Origin of the sequence: Chryseobacterium oryctis, assembly GCF_025971925.1 — a bacterium.
Classification (GTDB): Bacteria; Bacteroidota; Bacteroidia; order Flavobacteriales; family Weeksellaceae; genus Chryseobacterium; species Chryseobacterium oryctis.
Genome location: NZ_JAPDHV010000006.1, coordinates 83,173 through 103,693, shown reverse-complemented (window position 1 = coordinate 103,693; position 20,521 = coordinate 83,173). Strand labels below are relative to the sequence as shown.

The following is a 20,521-nucleotide window of genomic DNA, read 5'->3' as shown; positions in this document are numbered from 1 at the left end:
ATCAAAAAGGTAGGCTAAAAATTTGTAATTTTGTGGGTCTTAATTTTACTATGGCTTCAACTACAGAAATAGATATAAAGAAACAGGTTTTTGTTAAAAATGCACATCTTAACAACCTGAAACACATAGATGTACTTATTCCAAAGAATAAACTTATTGTTATCACAGGAGTTTCCGGAAGTGGAAAATCATCTCTTGCTTTTGATACAATTTATGCAGAGGGACAAAGAAGATACGTTGAGAGTTTGAGTTCTTACGCACGTCAGTTTTTGGGTAAATTAGAAAAGCCAAAAGTGGATGATATAAAAGGTTTAGCTCCTTCAATAGCTATTCAACAAAAAGTAATTTCATCGAATCCACGTTCCACAGTAGGTACGTCTACGGAAATTTATGACTATCTTAAACTTCTTTTTGCCAGAATCGGAAAAACATTTTCTCCTGTTTCAGGGGAAGAAGTGAAAAAAGATTCGGTGTCTGATGTGGTAGATTTTATTAAGGCATCAAAAAAAGATACTTCATTTTTATTGACAGCTCCTTTTGAATATGATATCAATGCTTTTGATGAAAATCTGAAGGTTTTAAAACTGGCAGGTTTCACAAGACTGGAAATCAATGGAAATATTGCTGGGATAGAAGATTTGGAAAGTTTTGGGTTCACTCCGGAAAAAGGAATGATAATCAATCTTGTCATCGATCGTTTTTCTTACGAGGAAGATGAAAGTTTTCTTCAACGTTTGGCAGATTCTATTCAAATGGCATTTTATGAAGGTCGAGGATATTGTTATTTAAAAAATATTGATACTGGAAAAGTAAAAGAATTTTCGAATAAATTCGAGCTTGACGGGATAGAGTTTCTTGAGCCGAATGTACATTTCTTTAGTTTTAATAATCCTTACGGAGCTTGTCCTACTTGTGAAGGTTACGGAAAAGTAATTGGAATAGATGAAGATTTGGTGATTCCGAATAAGACTTTATCTGTTTTCGAAGATGCTGTTGCGGCGTGGAAAGGCGAAAGTATGAGCGAATGGAAAAAAGACTTCATTAAAAAAGCAAAAGATTTCCCTATTCATAAGCCTTATCATCAATTATCAAAAGAGCAGAAAAGTTATCTTTGGAAAGGTGACGGAAAAAGTACTTTCCCTTCCATCAATAATTTCTTCAGCATGGTTGAAGAAAATTTATACAAAATTCAGTATCGAGTGATGCTTTCGAGATATCGCGGAAAAACGCTTTGTCCTACCTGTGAAGGATTGAGATTGCGTGAAGAAACGAGTTGGGTGAAAGTTGATGGTCACAATATACAGTCATTGATTGAACTTCCTTTAGATGAACTTTTTCCATTAATAAAGGGATTGAAGTTATCCGATCACGATAAAGAAGTCGCAAAAAGATTATTATACGAAATTACAACCCGCCTTGAGTTTTTATTAAAGGTTGGTTTAGGGTATTTAACTTTAAACAGGACTTCAAATACCCTTTCAGGAGGTGAAAGCCAAAGAATTAATCTTGCTACAAGTTTAGGAAGTTCTTTGGTGGGTTCTATTTATATTTTGGATGAGCCTTCAATCGGGCTTCATTCAAGAGATACTGAAAATTTAATTGAGGTTTTGAAAAATCTTCGTGATTTGGGTAATACCGTGATTGTTGTAGAGCACGATGAAGATGTAATGAAAGCCGCGGATTATATCATTGATATTGGTCCGGAGGCAGGATATCTTGGAGGTGAATTGGTTTTCGCAGGAGATTATAAAGAGCTGAAAAATGCAGATACTTTAACATCAAAATATCTTACAGGCAGATTAGAAATTGAAGTACCTGAAAAGAGAAGAAAAGCTAAAGAGTGGATTCATATAAAAGGAGCACGACAGAATAATCTTAAAAACATCGATGTTGATATTCCTCTAGAAAGTCTTGTGGTGATTTCCGGAGTTTCAGGAAGCGGAAAATCTACATTGATGAAAGAAATTCTTACGAATGATATCCAGATTCAGCTTGGAATGGGTGGTAAAAAAGGCGATTATGATTCGGTGGAATTTCCTCTTAGATTAATCAAGCATATAGAATTGATTGACCAAAATCCTATCGGGAAATCTTCACGTTCCAATCCTGTAACCTATCTTAAAGCCTATGATGATATCAGAGATTTGTTTTCTAAGCAGAAAATGGCAAAAATGATGGGTTATAAGCCTAAACATTTTTCCTTTAATGTAGATGGTGGAAGATGTGATGAATGTAAAGGTGAAGGGGTAATCAATGTATCTATGCAGTTCATGGCAGATATTGAGCTGGAATGTGAAGCATGTAAAGGAACACGTTTCAAAAGTGAAATTTTGGAAGTGAAATATGACGAGAAAAATATTTCGGATATTCTTCATATGACTGTTGATGAGGCTTTAGTTTTCTTTAAAGATAATAAAGAAGAGAAAATTTTTACTAAGTTAAAACCTTTACAAGATGTTGGTTTAGGATATCTGCAACTTGGGCAAAGTTCTTCTACCCTTTCAGGTGGTGAAGCGCAGCGTGTGAAGTTGGCTTCGTTCCTTGTGAAAGGTGTTACAACAGATAAAACATTGTTTATTTTTGATGAGCCTTCTACAGGTTTGCACTTCCACGATATTCAAAAATTGTTGAAGTCTTTACAAGCTTTAATTGATTTGGGACATTCCGTAATTGTAATTGAACATCAGCCGGATATTATTAAATGTGCAGATTATATCATAGATATTGGTCCTGAAGCAGGAAAATATGGTGGAGAAGTTGTTTTTATGGGAACACCAGAAGATTTAATTAAAAATAAAAAATCCCATACTGCGAAATATATTAAGGAAAAGCTGGAAAATTAGTAAGTCACTACTTTTCATTTAATGAGTTTAGCAGATGATATTTTTCCACAAAAAAATGTGGATAACTTGTTAGTTTTAACATTTAATTAATTGTTTGTAAGGAATTTATTACTACATTTACTATGTAATAAAACTGAGGTGAAAACATATTTTGCTTTTTTCAACTTTGAAATTGCAATTAAATTTATAAAAATTTAAGCACAGCATTGTCGGCTGTGCTTTTTTATTGTTGTCTAATTAAAAAAATGAGATGTATTATCTACTGAATCCGCTTCTAAAGAGCGGATTCTTTTATATTATATTTGAGAATTTAGAGTAAATTAATAACTTTATCTTTTTTATGGCTCTATAGTTCAACGGATAGAACAAAAGTTTCCTAAACTTTAGATCCAAGTTCGATTCTTGGTGGAGCTACAATTTATTATTAACCGATTTGCACAAAGTGAAAAAATATTTTTTTGTTTTATTATCTTTTCTTCTGCTGTTTTCATGTGAGAAAAAAGAAAAAGTTTCAGCCAAAGAGAATACTCATGATTCTGTTGTAAGTTTTAAAATTCCTGATAGTCTTTCTAAGAATAATTTATTTACAAGTAAAAATGAAAAAGGGGTTCTCAGAATTTGGGTTCAAAGTAAAGAGCCGAGAGGAAAATATTTCTATTCAGATACACTAAATATTTTAAAAGCCGAACAATACGCATTTGAGAATAATAAGTTTTCGAAACTAAAAACTGTAAATCTAGCTCAAACCGAATGGTCGTATTTTGAAATTGATAGTAGCAATATTAAAACCGAAAAACTTAATGGAAAAGAATACTTTCTTATTTCAGCCAATACGACGAATATGGGAAAAGCTGTACCGGATCAGATAGTGCAATTTTGGGCAATTAATACAGCTAATGTTGATGATAATTATGAATTATTATACTCAGGTTATCCTTCAAATCTTTGTACAGAATGTATAAAGGGAGATTTTGTTGAAAATAAAAAATTGAACAGCAATCAATCAGTTAAAAAAATACTTTACGATTTTGCAAAAAAATCTAAAATGATTTATCAACCGAATGTTGCCGAGAAAAATATTAGTCATTACAAAAATTATGATGAAAAATGGCAGATTGATAATAAAACGGATAGTCATTTTGGGGCAGGAAATATTGGTGAAATGTCTGTAATCTACTCCACTTATTACAAAGAAAATTTGTTTGAGCTTTCTGGTGGAGTTCCTGATGAAATTGAAAATGAAAATTATCTGGTAGTTTCCTATTTTCGTGGGGATATAATTGCTTATGATAAAATTAAAAAATTATATTTTCCTGTCATTGTTGAGAGTTGTGCTCATTTTTGTAATAAAAGCATTGAATTCATCAATGAGCATACCTTAAAAATAACCTACGAAGATGAATCTTCTTATGAACTCGATTTACATAAAATACTATTCAAAAAATAAAAACAATTTTTAATATGAAATACAAATTTTTCTTAATTACTCTATTTTTGATGTGCTTTAGCAATTTCTCAGCACAAGAAATTCATAAATATTTGTATAAAGGAACTATAGATAAGCTACCTGTAACATTATTTCTTATTGAGGAAATTTCCGGTTGTCCTACTACACATTATTCGGGTATGTATAAATATGATAAGGTTAGTAATTGGCTTTATCTGGAAATTTCAGACAATGAAGATGATAAGTTGGTAATGGTTGAAGGTGGTATTACAGGAATTATCAGCGTGAAGAAAACAGGTGATAATCTGAAAGGATTTTGGATTTCACCAGACGGAAACAAAAAGCTGAATGTAAACCTTCAAAAAGTTAAAACAAATGCTAAAACCATTCAGCCTTATGATGAAAAATATGAGCAGGTAAACTATGAAATGAACGATTGCTAATAACATGGCGTAATATTTAATAAAATAAAACCGACGGAATATGGCTCTCCGTCGGTTTAAAAAAAACAAAAATTGATATGGATATGATATGATTTGTGTCTTTATCTTCTGATAATTTTTTGCGTAACTATTTTTTGATTATTAAATTGAATTTTCACTAAATAAGTTCCTGCCGGAAAATCAGAGAGGTTAATTGTATTATTATTTCCTTCCGCTACTTTCTGACCAGTTAAACTATAAATCTCATATTTCTCTATTTTATCAGAAGTTTGAATATTTACCAATCCGTTTGTAGGATTTGGATATATTTTAAGATTATTTTTCTCTGTTTCTACTGTTGACAATGCAGAAGGTGAAATATTGATAGTGTAATCTTCTACCTGACCAATAAACCAATCTCTTGGACAAGGAAGATTCTGTAATACTCCCATCCATGAATTAGATTCATATGCCTTTACAATTCTGAAGCGTGTTTCACCAAGCATTGCAGTATCAGGAATTGTGATTTGGGATGAAAGCTTTCCAGATGCTGTACCTGAAATAGGATTTGAGTTATCTAAATATCCTAAATTGAAAGTTTCGTTTGGCTCAAAAGTATTGTTGTGATCAAAATCTATATAAGCATAAACTGAAACAGTTGATTGTTCATCGGTTCCTCCTGTAATAGAAATAGGATAAGTATTTTCTTTATTTACATTAAAAACAGTTCCGGTAAAGTTTTCTATTACTGGAGAATTTCCATCAATTGTACTATTTTGTGTAATTCCTGCAAATTCTACTTGACTGATTTCGTTTACAGAAAGTGTGGTAATACCTTCGTCTCCACAATAAGGTGCTGGAAAAGTTGCATTACTTCCTACAATATTTATTGTATAATCTTCTGCCTGACCTGATCTGAGGTTTTGGCATGAGCTTAAGATAGAATTCGGAGCGTTTGGGTCAGAATATGCTGCTGTATTGGTATTTTTAAGAATCCTCATTCTTGTTGGTCCTGTTGTAATATTAGATGGAATTATAATATTGCCATTTATGGTATGAGCATTTGCTGGATTTGCTGCAGCCAAACGACCGATGTGAAAACTTTCACCTAAGTCGTCAAAAGAGCCATTTCTATTAAAATCAATAAATACTACAACATCACTTGGAAAAGTGCTTGACGGTCCTTTTATAGAAATTGAATTAACACTTCCAGCTTGTACATCTGTTGATAAACCAGTAAAATCTTCGTATATTGGAGTTGTTCCTGATTGAGCAGGTGAAGTATTATTAATGTTTCCAAAAATAATCTGTGTTATCATATTACCGTCTGAACCGTATTGAAACGTAGGTTTGCAATATTGTGACTGAGTAAAAGCTGTGATAGAAATACTAAGTGTTAAAATCAAATAGAGTTTTTTCATTTTTTTTATTTTTATTGATTACAAATTTATATTTATTTAGAATTAATAAAAATAATATTTCTAATGATATTTATCAGCCACTTATATATTGAGATAATATGTATTTTATAAAAGATATTATATAGCAAAAAAGACTACTATTAAAGGTAATCTTTTATATTTTTTAAAGAAAAAAATCGGAATTAATAAATTAAGCCAAAATCATAATAAAGTTCTAGTCAACCGATCTAGCTTTTTTCAACAATGTAGGAATTCTAAAACTTCCATGCATCTGCTCTACTCTTGTCTTAATCTCATCAACATTAATTCCTCTTGCTGTAAGAAATAAAGGTGATTTACTTTTTCCTCTGTAAATATTTCTTCTTTGAGAATCCTTACTTTTAAATTCATTTTTGGCAATGCCTATGATTGGGTATTGTTTATTCAGAGCTTCAAAAAGATACCCACCTAAACCCTTTTTTCCAGTATCATCCAGAGTTACATATCCGTCAACAATAATGATGTCTCCTTCTTTTAAATCAATCTTTTTCAATAAACTCAAGATACAAGGTAGCTCTCTTTTATAAAAAGATCCACTTTCATAATCAGAAAGAACAGGTGTTTTTTCACTGAATATTTTAATTTCTTTTTCTGAGCTCCAATCCTCAAAAGCTATGCAGATTGTTTGAGCGTAATTATCGTAATAATAGGTATCGAAAGCGTAAATCATTTCTCATGGTTAGTGAAAAAACTGTCCAAAATGCCACAAAACTCCTGAAGGATCATGTACGAAACATTCTTTTCCCCAAGGCATGGTTCTTATTGGCGTCAGTTTTATATTTTCATATTTTTCCGTAAGATTTAATGATAAAAGATTGATCCAGAATTCTTCAACATTTTCTACTTCAATAAAAAGCATTGTATTGTCAAGCCAATCTTTTACGTAAGCATCTTGAAGATAAAACCCAATATTTTGCCATTTGAATAAGGATAATTTTGGTTCCAAAACAACTTCTTCAAAACCCAAATCTTTATAAAAGTTACGGCTAAGAGCAAAGTTTTGAGAACCAATAAATGGACGTATTGATCTTACATTTTGTACCATAATTTGTATGGAGTATTTGTTTAATAAAAACCTATAAGAAACTGTATCTTATAGGTTTAAATATTTTTATTGAACTATTTTTTATCCACTACAATTCTTTCTGCTCTGTTTGCAATTTCCCAAGCTGTTGCAAAAACAAGCTGCGTTCTTTTTTCCAATAAAGGATAATCAATTTTTTCAGGATCATCAGTTGGTTTGTGATAGTCTTCATGAATACCGTCAAAGAAAAACGCGACCGGAACATTATTTTTTGCAAAATTATAATGATCTGATCTGTAGTATAATCTTTGTGGATCATTGGGATCATCATATTTATAATTTAATTCAAGATTATTTGTTTTATTGTTTGCAGCTTCATTAATGACTTTCAATTGGGAGCTCAACATATCAGAACCAATTACATACACATATTGTTTTCCTCTGTTTTCAGGATCATCGCGACCAATCATATCAATATTCAGGTTAGCAACAGTATTTTTTAGAGGAAAAACAGGGTTGTCTGTATAATATTCAGAGCCAAACAAGCCATGCTCCTCTCCTGTTACATGAAGAAAAAGAATTGATCTTTTAGGTCCTTTTCCAGCTTTCTTTGCACTTTGAAAAGCTTTTGCAATTTCCATTACAGCAACTGTTCCACTTCCATCATCATCAGCTCCATTATATACTACTCCATTTTTGGTTCCCACATGGTCGTAATGAGCAGAAACAACTACAATTTCTTCAGGTTTTTCACTTCCTTCAATAAAAGCTAAAATATTTTCGGAATCAGGAAGGTTTCCTCCTCCTCTTTTTTTCATGAAATCTGACGGAACCTTTTGATAGTAAGAACCCAAAACTTTTGGAAAAGCTATTCCCAGATTTTTATAGTAATTTACAATATACTCACCGGCTTTCTTCTGTCCGGGGCTTCCAGTATCTCTACCTTCCATTTCATCTGATGCAATTACATATAAGTTTTTCTTTAAGTCATCAGCCTTAATTGTTTTATATGCAGAAAGAAAGTCTTTATCTCCTTTTACAGTTTGAGAAGATGAATTTTCTGTTTTATTATTGTTATTAGAGACATTTGCTGTATTGCAGCTCACCATTAAAGTAACAGCAAATAGCGGAATGAGTATTTTTTTCATTTCAAAAATAATTTTATTTAAAAATAACAAATTTTATTTAATCTATTATGGATTGTAAATTTTATTATATTTGATATAATTACAAAAGATATGAGGAAAATTTATGAATTTGATCATTATAATTTTTTTTCGGAAATGTCGGAACTTGCTCTGAAGCATAATAGTTTTGATTTATCTCTAGGAGTACCTGATTATGAAATTGATCCACAATTAAGATATTATTTAAAAGAATCTGCGGATGTTTTAACACATAGTTATGAGCCACTTGCAGGAAATCCTTTACTTATTGAAAGTATTGTGAAATTTAATTTTAAAAGAAAAAACAGTCTGCCTGTTAAGAATGAAGAGGTAAATGTTGTTCCCTGTTCTACTTTTGCTTTATATACTTCCCTTAAATCTGTTTTGAATCAGGGAGATGAAGTAATTGTAATTGAACCTTCTTATTATACATACGTACCTTCAATTATCCTTAATGGAGGTATTCCTGTTTATTGTGATGTTGATAATGATTTTAAAATAAATTGGGAAAAACTTCAAAATTGTATCTCTGAAAAAACTAGAGCAATTATTGTAAATTCTCCACAAAATCCTACAGGCAAAATTTGGACTGAATCTGATTGGAATCAACTGTATGATTTAATTAAAGACCAGGAAATCTATCTCATTTCAGAAGAAATCTATGATGTATATTGCTATGACGGTGTGGAGCATTACAGTTCATTTCATCATCCTGAACTTAGAAAAAGAACTTTTTGTATTTTTTCTTTTGGAAAAATGTTTCATGCAACAGGCTGGAAAGTAAGTTATTTGCTTGCTTCTAAAGAGCTTTTGGAAAATTTCAGAGCACATCAGCAATATATTTCTTTTAGTACGAATTCACCGGCTCAGTATGCTATTGCTCAATATCTTACTATTTTTGATACAGTAGAAAGCAAAAAAATTATGGAAAATAAGAGAAATCTTTTCTGTGAATTGGTCAAAAATACCCCTTTAATAATTGAAAATTGTTCTGAAGGTGCTTTTTATCAGGTTGTTAATTTTCGGAATATTTCTAAAAAAATGTCAGATGTTGAGTTTTCAAAATGGCTTACTATAGATAAAAAAGTATCTTGCCTTCCGCTTTCTGCTTTTTATAATTCTAAAAAAAATTCAGATTATATAAGATTTAGTTTTGCCAAAAAAGATGAAGTAATTATTCAGGCTTTGGAGCATTTGAGAAAGGTGTTATAAATTGATACAATAAAAAAGCACTACAAATTGTAGTGCTGTATTTTAATTAATTGGATTGTTTAAAGAGCTAAAACTCTTACATCAATCCTTCTGTTTCTTGCTTTGCATTCTTCGGTATCATTTGCTTCACACACAGGATATTGCGATCCATAACCTTCTGCTTCTATCCTATCACCTGCAATCCCCATTTCCAAAAGTTTAAGTTTGGCTGTCTGAGCTCTTAAATTTGAAAGTTTTTGATTGCTTTCTTCATTTCCTGTATTATCTGTATATCCTCCTAATTTTACTTTCAAATCAGGATAAGCATTCATAATTTCAGCTAAATTCATCAGTTGAACTTCTGAGCCTGTTTTTAAATCACTTGAACCTGTCTGAAAATAAAGATTTTCAATGGTATACCAATTATTAGGATCGAGAATAGATTGATCTTTTTGCTTGATAGCATTGTACATTCCAAATAATTGACTTCCTTGTCCTATGGAAATCTTCTTTCCTCCTTTTAATTGGATTTCTTCAATATTTCCGGTCTCATACACAAAGTCACCGTCTTCATTGAGATGGCCAGTTGCATTTTCTCTAGACAAGACTGTTTGCTGGATACTTCCATTTCCTCCGTTGTGATCTATTACGGCTTTTATTCCTGTTAAATTTTCAATTTTAGTTTGTCTGTTAGCCTCTATTTTATCTTTATGTAAAACGGCTAAAGTAGGCGCAATTACTAATGATACAATTGACATTAATTTAATCAAAATATTCATTGATGGACCAGATGTATCTTTAAAAGGATCTCCAACAGTATCTCCCGTAACAGAAGCTTTGTGCGGTTCTGAACCTTTATAATAGGTTTGCCCGTTAATATCAACTCCTTTTTCGAAAGATTTTTTAGCATTATCCCAAGCTCCTCCTGCATTGTTCTGGAACATTCCCATTAAAACTCCGCAAACGGTAGCTCCTGCCAAAAATCCACCTAAAACTTCAGGACCAAAAATAAACCCAATTAAAAGTGGAGAAATAATAGCAATAGCACCAGGAAGCATCATTTTTCTGATAGATGCATCGGTAGAAATAGCTACACATTTTTCATATTCAGGCTGTGCTTTTCCTTCTAAAATCCCCGGAATTTCACGGAATTGCCTTCTCACCTCTTCTACCATTGCCATTGCAGCTTGTCCAACTGCAGTAATGGCCAAAGAAGAAAATATAAACGGAATCATTCCACCAACAAACAATCCGGCTAAAACATCTGCTCTGTAAATATCAATTCCGTCAATTCCCGCAATACCAACGAAAGCTGCAAATAACGCTAAAGCGGTTAAAGCTGCAGAAGCAATCGCGAAACCTTTTCCGGTTGCAGCCGTTGTATTTCCAACAGCATCTAAAATGTCTGTTTTTTCACGAACTTCTTTAGGTAACTCGCTCATTTCAGCAATTCCTCCCGCATTGTCTGCAATAGGTCCGAAAGCATCAATAGCCAATTGCATTGCTGTTGTAGCCATCATTCCTGCTGCAGCAATTGCAACTCCATAAAGTCCGGCACATAAATAAGAACCATAAATTCCACCAGCCAAAACTATGATTGGAAGTAAAGTTGACTCCATACCAACAGAAAGTCCGCCAATAATATTGGTAGCATGACCTGTCGAAGATTGTCTTACAATACTAGAAACGGGTCTTTTACCCATTGCCGTATAATACTCAGTGATGATACTCATTAGAGTCCCCACAACTAATCCTACCATGATTGCTCCAAATACTCCCATTTGGGTAAATTCATGACCTCTCAAAATCATTTTTTCCGGTAAGATATAAGTAACTAAAAAATAAGATGCAATTGCTGTAATAACAATACTTCCCCAGTTTCCTAGATTTAAAGCATTTTGAACACTTGAAGTGGATGAACCTTCATTATCATTAATTCTGACAAATAAAGTACCTATGATTGAAAATATAATTCCGGTTCCTGCAATTAGCATAGGCAAAAGAATCGGAGCAAAACCCCCGAATGAATCTTCAGAAATAGTTTCTCTTCCTAAAACCATTGTTGCTAATACTGTTGCTACATAAGAACCAAATAAATCAGCTCCCATTCCTGCAACGTCACCTACGTTATCCCCTACGTTATCTGCAATAGTTGCAGGATTTCTAGGGTCATCCTCCGGAATACCTGCCTCAACTTTTCCTACCAAATCTGCTCCTACATCAGCGGCTTTTGTGTAAATACCGCCACCAACTCTTGCAAAAAGGGCAATTGATTCTGCACCTAATGAGAATCCTGTAAGAATTTCTATGGTTCTTTCCATTTCGTGAGAATCTACAGTAGCATCAGGGGCGAAAATCTGTTTTATAATTAAATATAAAGCACCTAATCCTAAAACTGCCAATCCTGCAACTCCCATTCCCATTACAGAACCTCCTGTAAAAGAAACTTTGAGAGCTTTTGAAAGAGAAGTTTTTGCCGCTTCTGCCGTCCTGACATTAGCCTTGGTTGCAATTTTCATCCCGATGAAACCTGCTAAAGCTGAAAATATTGCTCCAACTACAAATGCAATCCCTATACTCCAGTGAGAGTTAGAATTGCTCATTCCCATTACTGCTAATAAAATAGCTACAACAACTACGAAATAGGTTAAAATCTTGTACTCGGCTTTTAGAAAAGCCATTGCACCGTCAGCGATGTGTCCGCTGATAATTTTCATTTTCTCATTTCCGGCATTTTGCTTATTTACCCAATTACTTTGAAGAAATGTGTAAAGCAAAGCAATCACACCAAAAATTGGTACTAATACGAATAGATCCATAGTTTAATATTTTTTGGTAATAGAAAAATTAAATAAAAATAATTATTTGAAGTTAGTGAAAATATTCATAACTCTTTAAAAATTAATATTTAAAAGTATAAAAGGCTTAATTGAGATTTATCACATTTCTTCAATAAAAAAGGATAAATGAAAAACTCATTTATCCTTTAATATCTTTAATTAAGAAGATTTTATCCTCCGAATTTATTTGCATAATCTTCCTGAGAAGCTATAATTACTTTTTTAGCGTGTTCTGCTCCATAAACTTCCTGAATTCTACATTTTGCAGGTTCATCCGGTAAGTTTTTGTATGTTAAGAAATAATGCATTAATCTTTTAACTTCAGCTTCAGGTAATTCTGAAATATCTCTGAAATGCCCGAAAGCGTGGTCTCCAATCATTACAGCAACAATTTTATCATCAGCCTCACCTCCGTCAATCATTTTGAATCCTCCGATTGGAATAGCTTCCATTAATAAACCTCCTGCGTGAATATTATGTGAACTTAAAACACAAATATCAAGTGGATCATGATCTCCCATTGTAACATCATCTGCTCCTCTTTCTATTGCTAAATTCATTACAGCATTATCACAGTATGTTCTAGGTACAAAACCATATAATGCAGGGATAATATTCGAAAATTTTTGTGGTCTGTCAACCTTTAAAAAACCAGTTTCTTTATCAACTTCGTATTTGATGGTATCTGAAGGAACAATTTCCACAAATACATTAACAACATTTGGCGCATCTTCTCCCGCAGAAATTCCATGCCATGGATGTGCTTTAAAATTTGGAATCATTATTTATATTTATTTTTTAAATTTTATGCTACTATTAAAATCTCTCTTCTCAGGTCTTCAATTGTTGCTGAAATATAGTCGTTACCATTCATATAGTTTACTAATAAAATGGTTTTGAATTCTTCCAGATTAACTTCGTTGCTAAGACCTTCGTAAGTTTTGTGAAGTAAATCTATTATGGCTAATTTTGAATCAACTATATTTTGCCAAGAATTTTTGCCTAAATATAGCTGTTGAGAAGAATTGTATTCAAATTCTTCATTGATTGTTTTTTCTGTCAGAAAAATAAATTCGTGAATGGCTAAACCTTTATCAAACTTCTGAATAAGATTTGACGGTTTTATTCTCTCAAGAAAAAGAGTCATTCTTTCATATGCCTGAGCTTTATTCTCGGAATTGGACTTTACGGAAAGAAGCTTAAGTTCTTGATTTTTAAGATTTATATATGAATGTACAAACTGTCTCAGCAAAACCAAAAAAGGTATTGCAATGATTAATGCAAATGCGTACGGTAGGTATTCTGAAAGACTCGCCATAATTTGATGTGCAAAATTACTAATAATTTGGTAGTTTTTAAATAAGTTTTTACCAATTCTTCTTTTTATGGCTATAAATTAAATTTTTTAATCTTAATATGCTACTTGATACATGTAAATACCATTAATTTGCAGTTTAATTAAATAAAAAGAGAGTGTCTTTAAAAAACTATATATCAAAATTATCTTTCAGCAGAGAAATGAGCTGCAACTTGAAAACGCTTGTCGCTTTTATTGTAAATTCAAAAAGATACAGTTCTAAATTTAAAGAAAATAAGCTTGATTTAAATAATAACGAAACTTTTATTTATAATTTCAAACAAAACAAAAGCAAATTTGACCTTTATTTGAGGACATTTAAAGGTGATATTGATATTTTTTATGAAATATTTTGGAAGAAAACCTATGATAAACATTTAAGTTTATTGGGTCAAGAACCTAAGGTTATTATAGATTTAGGGGCACATATTGGGATGACTTCAATCTATTTTGCATTGAAATATCCTAATGCTAAAATTATTTCAGTTGAAGCCTCTTTAGAAAATTTTTTAATGCTCAAGCAAAACACATCCTCTTTTAAAAACATTGAATGTATTAATGCGGCAGCTTATTTTGAAGATGGAACTGTTTATTTCGGTAACGATAAACTTTCTTATAATCAAAGTATTTCTGAAAAAGGAAGGGAGACTAAGGCTGTTTCTGTTGAAACTTTAATGAAAAATTATAATTTTGCCAAAATAGATTTACTTAAAATTGATATTGAGGGCGGAGAAATTGAGTTGTTGAGTAAAAATAATTCATGGTTAACGAATGTTGACAATATTATTATTGAAATTCATAGACCTTATACTAGAGAAAATCTTCATAATGATTTGAAACCGTTTGATTTTAAGGTAAAGTTTGAAGAAAATTTTGTTTTGTTTGCCAATAAGCTAGAATAGCTATGAAAGTTTCAGAATTCTTTTTAAAATATCCTTTTTGGAATTTAAAATCATCGAATATTTCTGTAACTCTGGTCTGAAACCTCTAAAGAATTCTTCGATCGCAGGTACATCACTTCCTTCAAAATCAAAAATTTTGTTTTCAATGTTTTTGGAAATAATATGATCAATAATAACCGATGAACCCGACAGTTTTATATATTCTTTGGCATTAAATGTGCCTAATAAAGCTAAAGTTTTATCATCTGAATAAACAGCTATTGCGTTAATGATATTTTGATGATAGAAAAATGCAGTCAGTTTTAAATGTTTTGTTTTTTCAAAATCTGAAAATGTCTGCAAAAACTCATGCTTATCTTTTTCATCTTTAGCACCAATCGTATTTTCAGAAATAAATCCTATTGCCTCATTCATCGTAACTTCTCTTACTTCAGAATTTTGCAGAACTTCTTCATCAAGTCTTAGTTTTCTTTTTCTTTTCGGGGAATATTTTTGTTTTACATTTTCATAATTATCAGGATAAATCAGAAAATTCTGTCTTTGATTTAATTTCGTAGAGAATTTGTTTTCAGCATTAAAAGCGTAATACCAAATGTTATATTTTTTCTTAAAATAATTTAAAAACTTATCATTAAGTTCAATGTTATCATATTTAGAAAATATACCTAATTGTTGGCAAAGTTTAGGGTTAATAACAAGTTTTATAAAACCCAACTTTTTGACATACGGAATAGGCATCACAGCTTCATAATCCTTATATACCAAAACTTCCCAATTCTTTTTTGAAGTGATATCTAAAAAATCTTTGGTTGCAGAGTATTTTCTTTGTTCAGAATTTTCCAAACAATCAGTATATTTTTTGAAATCAATTTCGTGATATTTCAATCTTCTAATCATAATAATCCTTCGTCTGAGAAACTAAAATATGAATTCTGTATAATTATTAAATGGTCTAAAAGCTGAATGTTTAAAAGTTCTCCGGCTTCTTTTATTTTTTGAGTAATAGTAAGGTCTTCTGTACTTGGTTTTAAATTTCCTGAGGGATGATTATGTGCTACAATAATGCCTGTTGAAAAATGTTCTAAAGCAGTTTTGAATAAAATTCTGATGTCTACAATAGATTGATTGATTCCTCCTTGTGTAAGTTGAGTTATATGAATGATTTTATTGCTTTGATTCAGGAAAATTGCCCAAAATTCTTCTGTTCTAAGGTCTGATAAGTGGTTTTTAAGAATTGAATAAGCACTTCTACTACTAGAAATTATTGGTTTTTCCAAAACTTCCTGACTGGCTCTTCTTCTTCCAATTTCAAGGGCTGTTGCGATGGAAATGGCTTTTGCTTCTCCTACTCCTTTGAATTTCATCAAATCTTTTACAGAAAGAAGACTCAACTGATGCCAGTTATTGTCCACGGAAGACAAAATTCTTCTTGCCAATTCTACTGCAGTTTCATCTCTGTTTCCGCTTCCCATGATAATTGCCAATAATTCTGAATCAGAAAGTGAGTTTTTACCTTTTAATAAAAACTTTTCACGAGGTCTGTCATCTTCAGCAAGGAATTTTATGGACATTTTGAGATTATTAGTTATGAATGATTGGCTTATACCTTAATAAAAAGCATACAAAATTATGGGTTGTTTGGATTTATCAATAAACTTAGCTGTTTCATTAAATGCGTTTGCAGAAAGCATAGGACAACCAAAACTTAAACAAGTTAAATCTGTAGATTCTTTATCCGGAACGCAATAGTATGAATGCAAAACAATCGCTCTGGACATTGCATTACTATTTGTAGAATCCAACCCCTTCAAACGATAGGCTTTACCAAATTTTCCGATGTAACTTTCTCTAATTTCATATTTCCCTAATGAAGATTGATGAGAACCATCCACATTGCTGAATTGTAAACTGTTTGAGTTTCTAACGACAGAACCTTCACCATGTGCAACAATGGCTTTTTGCAAAATTTTATTATTCTTTAAATCATAAACAAAATAGCGATATTTTCCTGAAGGTATCTTAAAATTGATAAATACAGCTAAATCCTGATTGTAATTTTTTCCTTTTATATAATCTTTAACCTCTGTAACCCTTGATTGGGGTAAGAAATCTGCATTTATCTTCTGTGCCTCAGATTTTGAGCAGGAAATTATAAAAAAGAATAATAAAATAAAGTTTTTCATCATGTACAGAAGTCTATTCTATTATCATTCCGTCTTTCATTACAAGTTTTCTGTCCGTAATTTCAGCAAGATTAGGGTTGTGAGTTACAATAACAAATGTCTGATTGTATTTATCTCTTAAATCAAAGAATAATCTGTGAAGATCATCAGCGTTTTTTGAATCTAAATTTCCTGTTGGTTCGTCTGCGAAAATTATTTTAGGTGAATTGATTAAAGCTCGGGCGACAGCTACCCTTTGTGCCTCACCACCAGACAATTGATTTGGTTTGTGATGTATTCTTTGCTCTATTTTTAGATCTTCAAATAATGCATAAGCTTTTTCTATAGCTTCTTTTTCATTAGCTCCTGCAATTTTTGTTGGTAATAAAACATTTTCTATTGCTGTAAATTCAGGAAGTAATTGATGAAACTGAAATACAAAACCAATATTCTGATTTCTAAATTTAGAAAGCTGCTTATCATTCATATTGATAAATGATTCTCCAGCAATTGCCAGTTCTGTACCGTATTTACTGGAATTTGTAGGTTGGTCTAATGTTCCTAAAATTTGTAAAAGTGTAGATTTTCCTGCACCAGATTCTCCAACAATAGATACAACTTCTCCTACTTTAATGTGGATATCAACCCCTTTTAGTACTTCTAAATTACCATAAAATTTATGGACATTTTTTGCTTTAATCATGATTCAAAAATAGTAACATATTGTTGATTTTACAAAAAAATATTAAACTAATATTAAAAGAAAAACCTCTCATATCGAGAGGTTTTATATTTTATAAATTAGAAAATTACAGTAACAAAGTTAATGGGCTTTCTAAATAAGTTTTTAATGTCTGTAAGAACTGTGCACCTGTAGCACCATCTACAACTCTGTGGTCACAAGCTAATGAAAGCTTCATAATGTTACCTACTACAATCTGACCATCTTTTACGATTGGTTTTTCAATAATTGCTCCTACTGAAAGGATTGCAGAGTTGGGTTGGTTGATAATACTTGTAAATGTTTCAATTCCGAACATACCCAAGTTTGAAATCGAGAATGTAGAACCTTCCATTTCGTTTGCTTTCAAGCCTTTGTTTTTAGCTCTTGCAGCCATATCTTTTACAGCAGCCGAAATTTGAGTGTAGTTCATTTGGTCTGTATTTTTAAGTACAGGAACTACCAATCCGTCAGGAATTGCAACAGCCACCCCGATATTGATGTTTCCTCTGTGAATGATTTTATCACCTGCCCAGCTAGAATTTACCTGAGGATGCTTTCTTAAAGCAACAGCTGTTGCCTTAATAATCATGTCATTGAAAGAAATTTTGGTATCTGGTAAAGAATTAATTTCTTTTCTTGCCTCAATAGCCTTATCCATATTGATTTCTACCATCAGATAGTAATGAGGCGCAGAGTATTTACTTTCAGAAAGACGCTTAGCGATTACGTTTCTTACTTGTGAATTTGGAGTCTCCGTATCTTCACCTTGTACAAAGCTTAATGCAACTTGAGCTGCAGGACTTGCTGCCGGAGTTGAAGTTGTTGTCGCAGGTTTAGCAGAAGGCTGATAATTTTCGATATCTTTTTTAACAATTCTTCCGTTTTCTCCAGAACCTTGAACGCTATTAATATCAACACCTTTTTCCTGTGCCATTTTCTTAGCTAAAGGAGAAATTGCAACTCTGTCAGTAGATGAAGAAGTAACAGTTGTAGTGTTTTTCTCATCAGTTTTAGTTTCTGCTTTTTGCTCGGCTGGTTTCTCTGATGATGAAGTAGCTGCCTTTGGAGCTCCAACACCTGAAACGTCAGTTCCTGCAGGACCAATAATTGCCAATATAGAATCTACAGGAGCAGCACCTCCTTCTTCAACGCCTTGTTTTAATAAAACTCCATTGAATTCAGATTCAAAATCCTGAACTGCTTTATCTGTTTCTATTTCAGCAAGAAGATCACCTTCTTTTACTGTATCTCCGATATTTTTGTGCCATTTCGCAACCTTCCCTTCCGTCATTGTATCAGAAAGTCTAGGCATTGTAATAACTTCTACCCCTGCAGGAACTTCTGCAGAAGCTGTACTATTTTCTGTTGCAGGTTCTTCTTTTTTCTCTTCAGAGTTATTACTGGGAGTAGGTGTTACACCTTCTGTTAATCCAGAAATATCTTCTCCTTCATTACCAATAATAGCCAAAACTGAATCTACAGCTGCAGAACCATTTTCTTCTACACCAATATATAAAAGAGTACCTTCTATTTCAGATTCAAAATCCTGAACTGCTTTATCTGTTTCGATTTCAGCTAAAATATCACCTTCTTTTACTTTATCTCCTACTTTTTTATGCCATTTCGCAACCTTTCCTTCCGTCATTGTATCGGAAAGGCGAGGCATTGTAATTACTTCTGCCATAATTTAATTTATTAATTTGTTAATGTGGTGATGTGATGATGTTTATGTAAAAATCAAATGAGCACATCAGCAAATTATTTTTTTAGTTTTCTAATTTGTCTAAGAAAGGATAATCTTCTTGAGCATATACATATTCATAGATTTTTTCTGCATCCGGATATGGAGAGTTTTCCATAAATTCAATACATTCTTCTACGAAATCTCTAGATTTATTATCCATAGCCTCCAATTCTTCTTCTGTAGCCCAGCTATTAGATAAAATTCTTTGTTTAACTAGCTCAATTGGGTCATCATTTTTATGAAGAGCAACTTCTTCTTTAGTTCTATAAGGTTCAGCATCAGACATTGAGTGACCTCTGTAACGGTATGTTCTTGCTTCAATGAAAGTTGGTCCGTCCCCTCTTCTTGCTCTTTCAATTGCTTCATAAGCGGCTTCAGCTACTTTTTCAGGATCCATTGCATCAACTGCAAGACATGGCATTTCGTACCCTAACCCTAGTTTATAAATATCTTCGTGGTTAGCTGTTCTTTTTACAGACGTTCCCATTGCATATTGGTTGTTTTCAACCACAAATACTACAGGAAGTTTCCAGTTCATTGCCATATTGAATGTTTCATGTAATGAACCTTGTCTTGCTGCTCCGTCTCCGAAGAAGCAAATGTTTACAGCTTTTCTGTCAAAATATTTATCTGCAAAAGCGATACCTGCTCCCAAAGGAATTTGTCCTCCTACAATACCATGCCCTCCATAAAAACGGTGTTCTTTGCTGAAGATGTGCATAGAACCACCCATTCCTCCTGATGTACCTGTTGCTTTTCCGCAAAGTTCAGCCATGATTCTTTTAGGGTCTACTCCCATCGCCATTGGATGAATGTGACATCTGTATGCTGTAATCATACTATCTTTGCTTAAATCCATTGCATGAGTGAAACCTGCAGGAATTGCTTCCTGACCATTATATAAATGTAAAAAACCTCTGATTTTTTGTTTTAGGTAAAGAGAACGGCATTTGTCTTCAAACCTTCTCCACATTGTCATATCTTCATACCACTTCAGGTATACCTCTTTAGAAAATTCTTTCATGTGTTAGCCTTTGCTTATTTATTATGAAATAGTTGAGCAAAATTATAAAAAAAACTTTGTTTTTATTGTATACATATTAATTGTTTTTTTGGTTATAGTATTATATTTACATTATCAAACAGAAACATGAACGAAAAACAGTCTCTATTTATCCATAAAATCTCAAAAATTATATCTGATTTTTTTAATCCTTTAGTTTCATTGTTTATATTTTT

At 32.2% G+C, this 20,521-nt stretch carries 18 protein-coding genes and 1 tRNA gene; 6 read left to right on the top strand and 13 right to left on the bottom strand.

What is annotated here, in order from left to right; translation table 11 throughout:
- Positions 1–50 precede the first annotated feature (50 nt).
- The 4 genes from uvrA to OH806_RS13350 all read left to right on the top strand — a co-directional run bounded on the left by uvrA (position 51) and on the right by OH806_RS13350 (position 4,733).
- Entirely contained in the window at positions 51–2,843 is a 2,793-nt protein-coding gene (gene uvrA / locus OH806_RS13365; RefSeq protein ID WP_264744174.1) for an excinuclease ABC subunit UvrA, read from the top strand.
- A gap of 342 nt (positions 2,844–3,185) precedes the next feature.
- Positions 3,186–3,257 (top strand) — tRNA-Arg (locus OH806_RS13360).
- 28 nt (positions 3,258–3,285) lie between these two features.
- A complete protein-coding gene (locus tag OH806_RS13355) occupies positions 3,286–4,290 on the top strand; it encodes a hypothetical protein (RefSeq protein WP_264744173.1) in 1,005 nt (334 codons plus the stop codon).
- Between the two features lie 14 nt (positions 4,291–4,304).
- Entirely contained in the window at positions 4,305–4,733 is a 429-nt protein-coding gene (locus OH806_RS13350; RefSeq protein ID WP_264744172.1) for a hypothetical protein, read from the top strand.
- A 101-nt stretch (positions 4,734–4,834) separates the two neighbouring features.
- On the opposite strand, the gene OH806_RS13345 is transcribed toward OH806_RS13350, so the two are convergent.
- From OH806_RS13345 to OH806_RS13330, 4 genes are all read right to left on the bottom strand, one after another.
- Positions 4,835–6,133 (bottom strand): T9SS type A sorting domain-containing protein, encoded by a 1,299-nt coding sequence (locus OH806_RS13345; protein WP_264744171.1) that lies wholly within the window; start codon positions 6,131–6,133, stop codon positions 4,835–4,837.
- 214 nt (positions 6,134–6,347) lie between these two features.
- Positions 6,348–6,842: an endonuclease V gene (locus OH806_RS13340; protein ID WP_264744170.1), complete on the bottom strand. Its 495-nt coding sequence runs from the start codon at positions 6,840–6,842 to the stop codon at positions 6,348–6,350.
- A gap of 9 nt (positions 6,843–6,851) precedes the next feature.
- Entirely contained in the window at positions 6,852–7,217 is a 366-nt protein-coding gene (locus OH806_RS13335) for a VOC family protein (protein ID WP_264744169.1), read from the bottom strand.
- Positions 7,218–7,291: 74 nt separating this feature from the next.
- Complete coding sequence (locus tag OH806_RS13330) at positions 7,292–8,344, bottom strand: M28 family metallopeptidase (protein WP_264744168.1); 1,053 nt, start codon at positions 8,342–8,344, stop codon at positions 7,292–7,294.
- 90 nt (positions 8,345–8,434) lie between these two features.
- On the opposite strand from OH806_RS13330, the gene OH806_RS13325 reads away from it, so the two are divergent.
- Positions 8,435–9,574 carry an aminotransferase class I/II-fold pyridoxal phosphate-dependent enzyme gene (locus tag OH806_RS13325; RefSeq protein ID WP_264744167.1) on the top strand — a complete coding sequence of 380 codons (1,140 nt, stop codon included), beginning with the start codon at positions 8,435–8,437 and terminating at the stop codon, positions 9,572–9,574.
- A gap of 59 nt (positions 9,575–9,633) precedes the next feature.
- On the opposite strand, the gene OH806_RS13320 is transcribed toward OH806_RS13325, so the two are convergent.
- The 3 genes from OH806_RS13320 to OH806_RS13310 form a co-directional block, all read right to left on the bottom strand.
- A complete protein-coding gene (locus tag OH806_RS13320; RefSeq protein WP_264744166.1) occupies positions 9,634–12,372 on the bottom strand; it encodes a sodium-translocating pyrophosphatase in 2,739 nt (912 codons plus the stop codon).
- Positions 12,373–12,563: 191 nt separating this feature from the next.
- Positions 12,564–13,175, bottom strand: a complete 612-nt coding sequence (locus OH806_RS13315; RefSeq protein WP_264744165.1) for an inorganic pyrophosphatase — start codon at positions 13,173–13,175, stop codon at positions 12,564–12,566.
- Positions 13,176–13,198: 23 nt separating this feature from the next.
- Positions 13,199–13,711 (bottom strand): DUF7935 family protein, encoded by a 513-nt coding sequence (locus OH806_RS13310; RefSeq protein WP_264744164.1) that lies wholly within the window; start codon positions 13,709–13,711, stop codon positions 13,199–13,201.
- 212 nt (positions 13,712–13,923) lie between these two features.
- On the opposite strand from OH806_RS13310, the gene OH806_RS13305 reads away from it, so the two are divergent.
- Positions 13,924–14,652, top strand: a complete 729-nt coding sequence (locus OH806_RS13305) for an FkbM family methyltransferase (RefSeq protein WP_264744163.1) — start codon at positions 13,924–13,926, stop codon at positions 14,650–14,652.
- On the opposite strand, the gene OH806_RS13300 is transcribed toward OH806_RS13305, so the two are convergent.
- The 6 genes from OH806_RS13300 to pdhA form a co-directional block, all read right to left on the bottom strand.
- On the bottom strand, positions 14,653–15,549 hold the full coding sequence (locus tag OH806_RS13300) for a hypothetical protein (RefSeq protein ID WP_264744162.1): 897 nt from the start codon (positions 15,547–15,549) through the stop codon (positions 14,653–14,655). It abuts the gene before it with no gap.
- Positions 15,546–16,223: a RadC family protein gene (gene radC / locus OH806_RS13295; protein WP_264744161.1), complete on the bottom strand. Its 678-nt coding sequence runs from the start codon at positions 16,221–16,223 to the stop codon at positions 15,546–15,548. Before radC ends, OH806_RS13300 begins: the two co-directional genes overlap by 4 nt.
- A 36-nt stretch (positions 16,224–16,259) precedes the next feature.
- Positions 16,260–16,835: a murein L,D-transpeptidase catalytic domain family protein gene (locus OH806_RS13290; protein ID WP_264744160.1), complete on the bottom strand. Its 576-nt coding sequence runs from the start codon at positions 16,833–16,835 to the stop codon at positions 16,260–16,262.
- Between the two features lie 13 nt (positions 16,836–16,848).
- Positions 16,849–17,517 carry an ABC transporter ATP-binding protein gene (locus OH806_RS13285; protein WP_264744159.1) on the bottom strand — a complete coding sequence of 223 codons (669 nt, stop codon included), beginning with the start codon at positions 17,515–17,517 and terminating at the stop codon, positions 16,849–16,851.
- A gap of 106 nt (positions 17,518–17,623) precedes the next feature.
- On the bottom strand, positions 17,624–19,222 hold the full coding sequence (locus OH806_RS13280) for a pyruvate dehydrogenase complex dihydrolipoamide acetyltransferase (protein WP_264744158.1): 1,599 nt from the start codon (positions 19,220–19,222) through the stop codon (positions 17,624–17,626).
- 82 nt (positions 19,223–19,304) lie between these two features.
- Entirely contained in the window at positions 19,305–20,306 is a 1,002-nt protein-coding gene (gene pdhA / locus OH806_RS13275; RefSeq protein WP_264744157.1) for a pyruvate dehydrogenase (acetyl-transferring) E1 component subunit alpha, read from the bottom strand.
- Positions 20,307–20,521 lie beyond the last annotated feature (215 nt).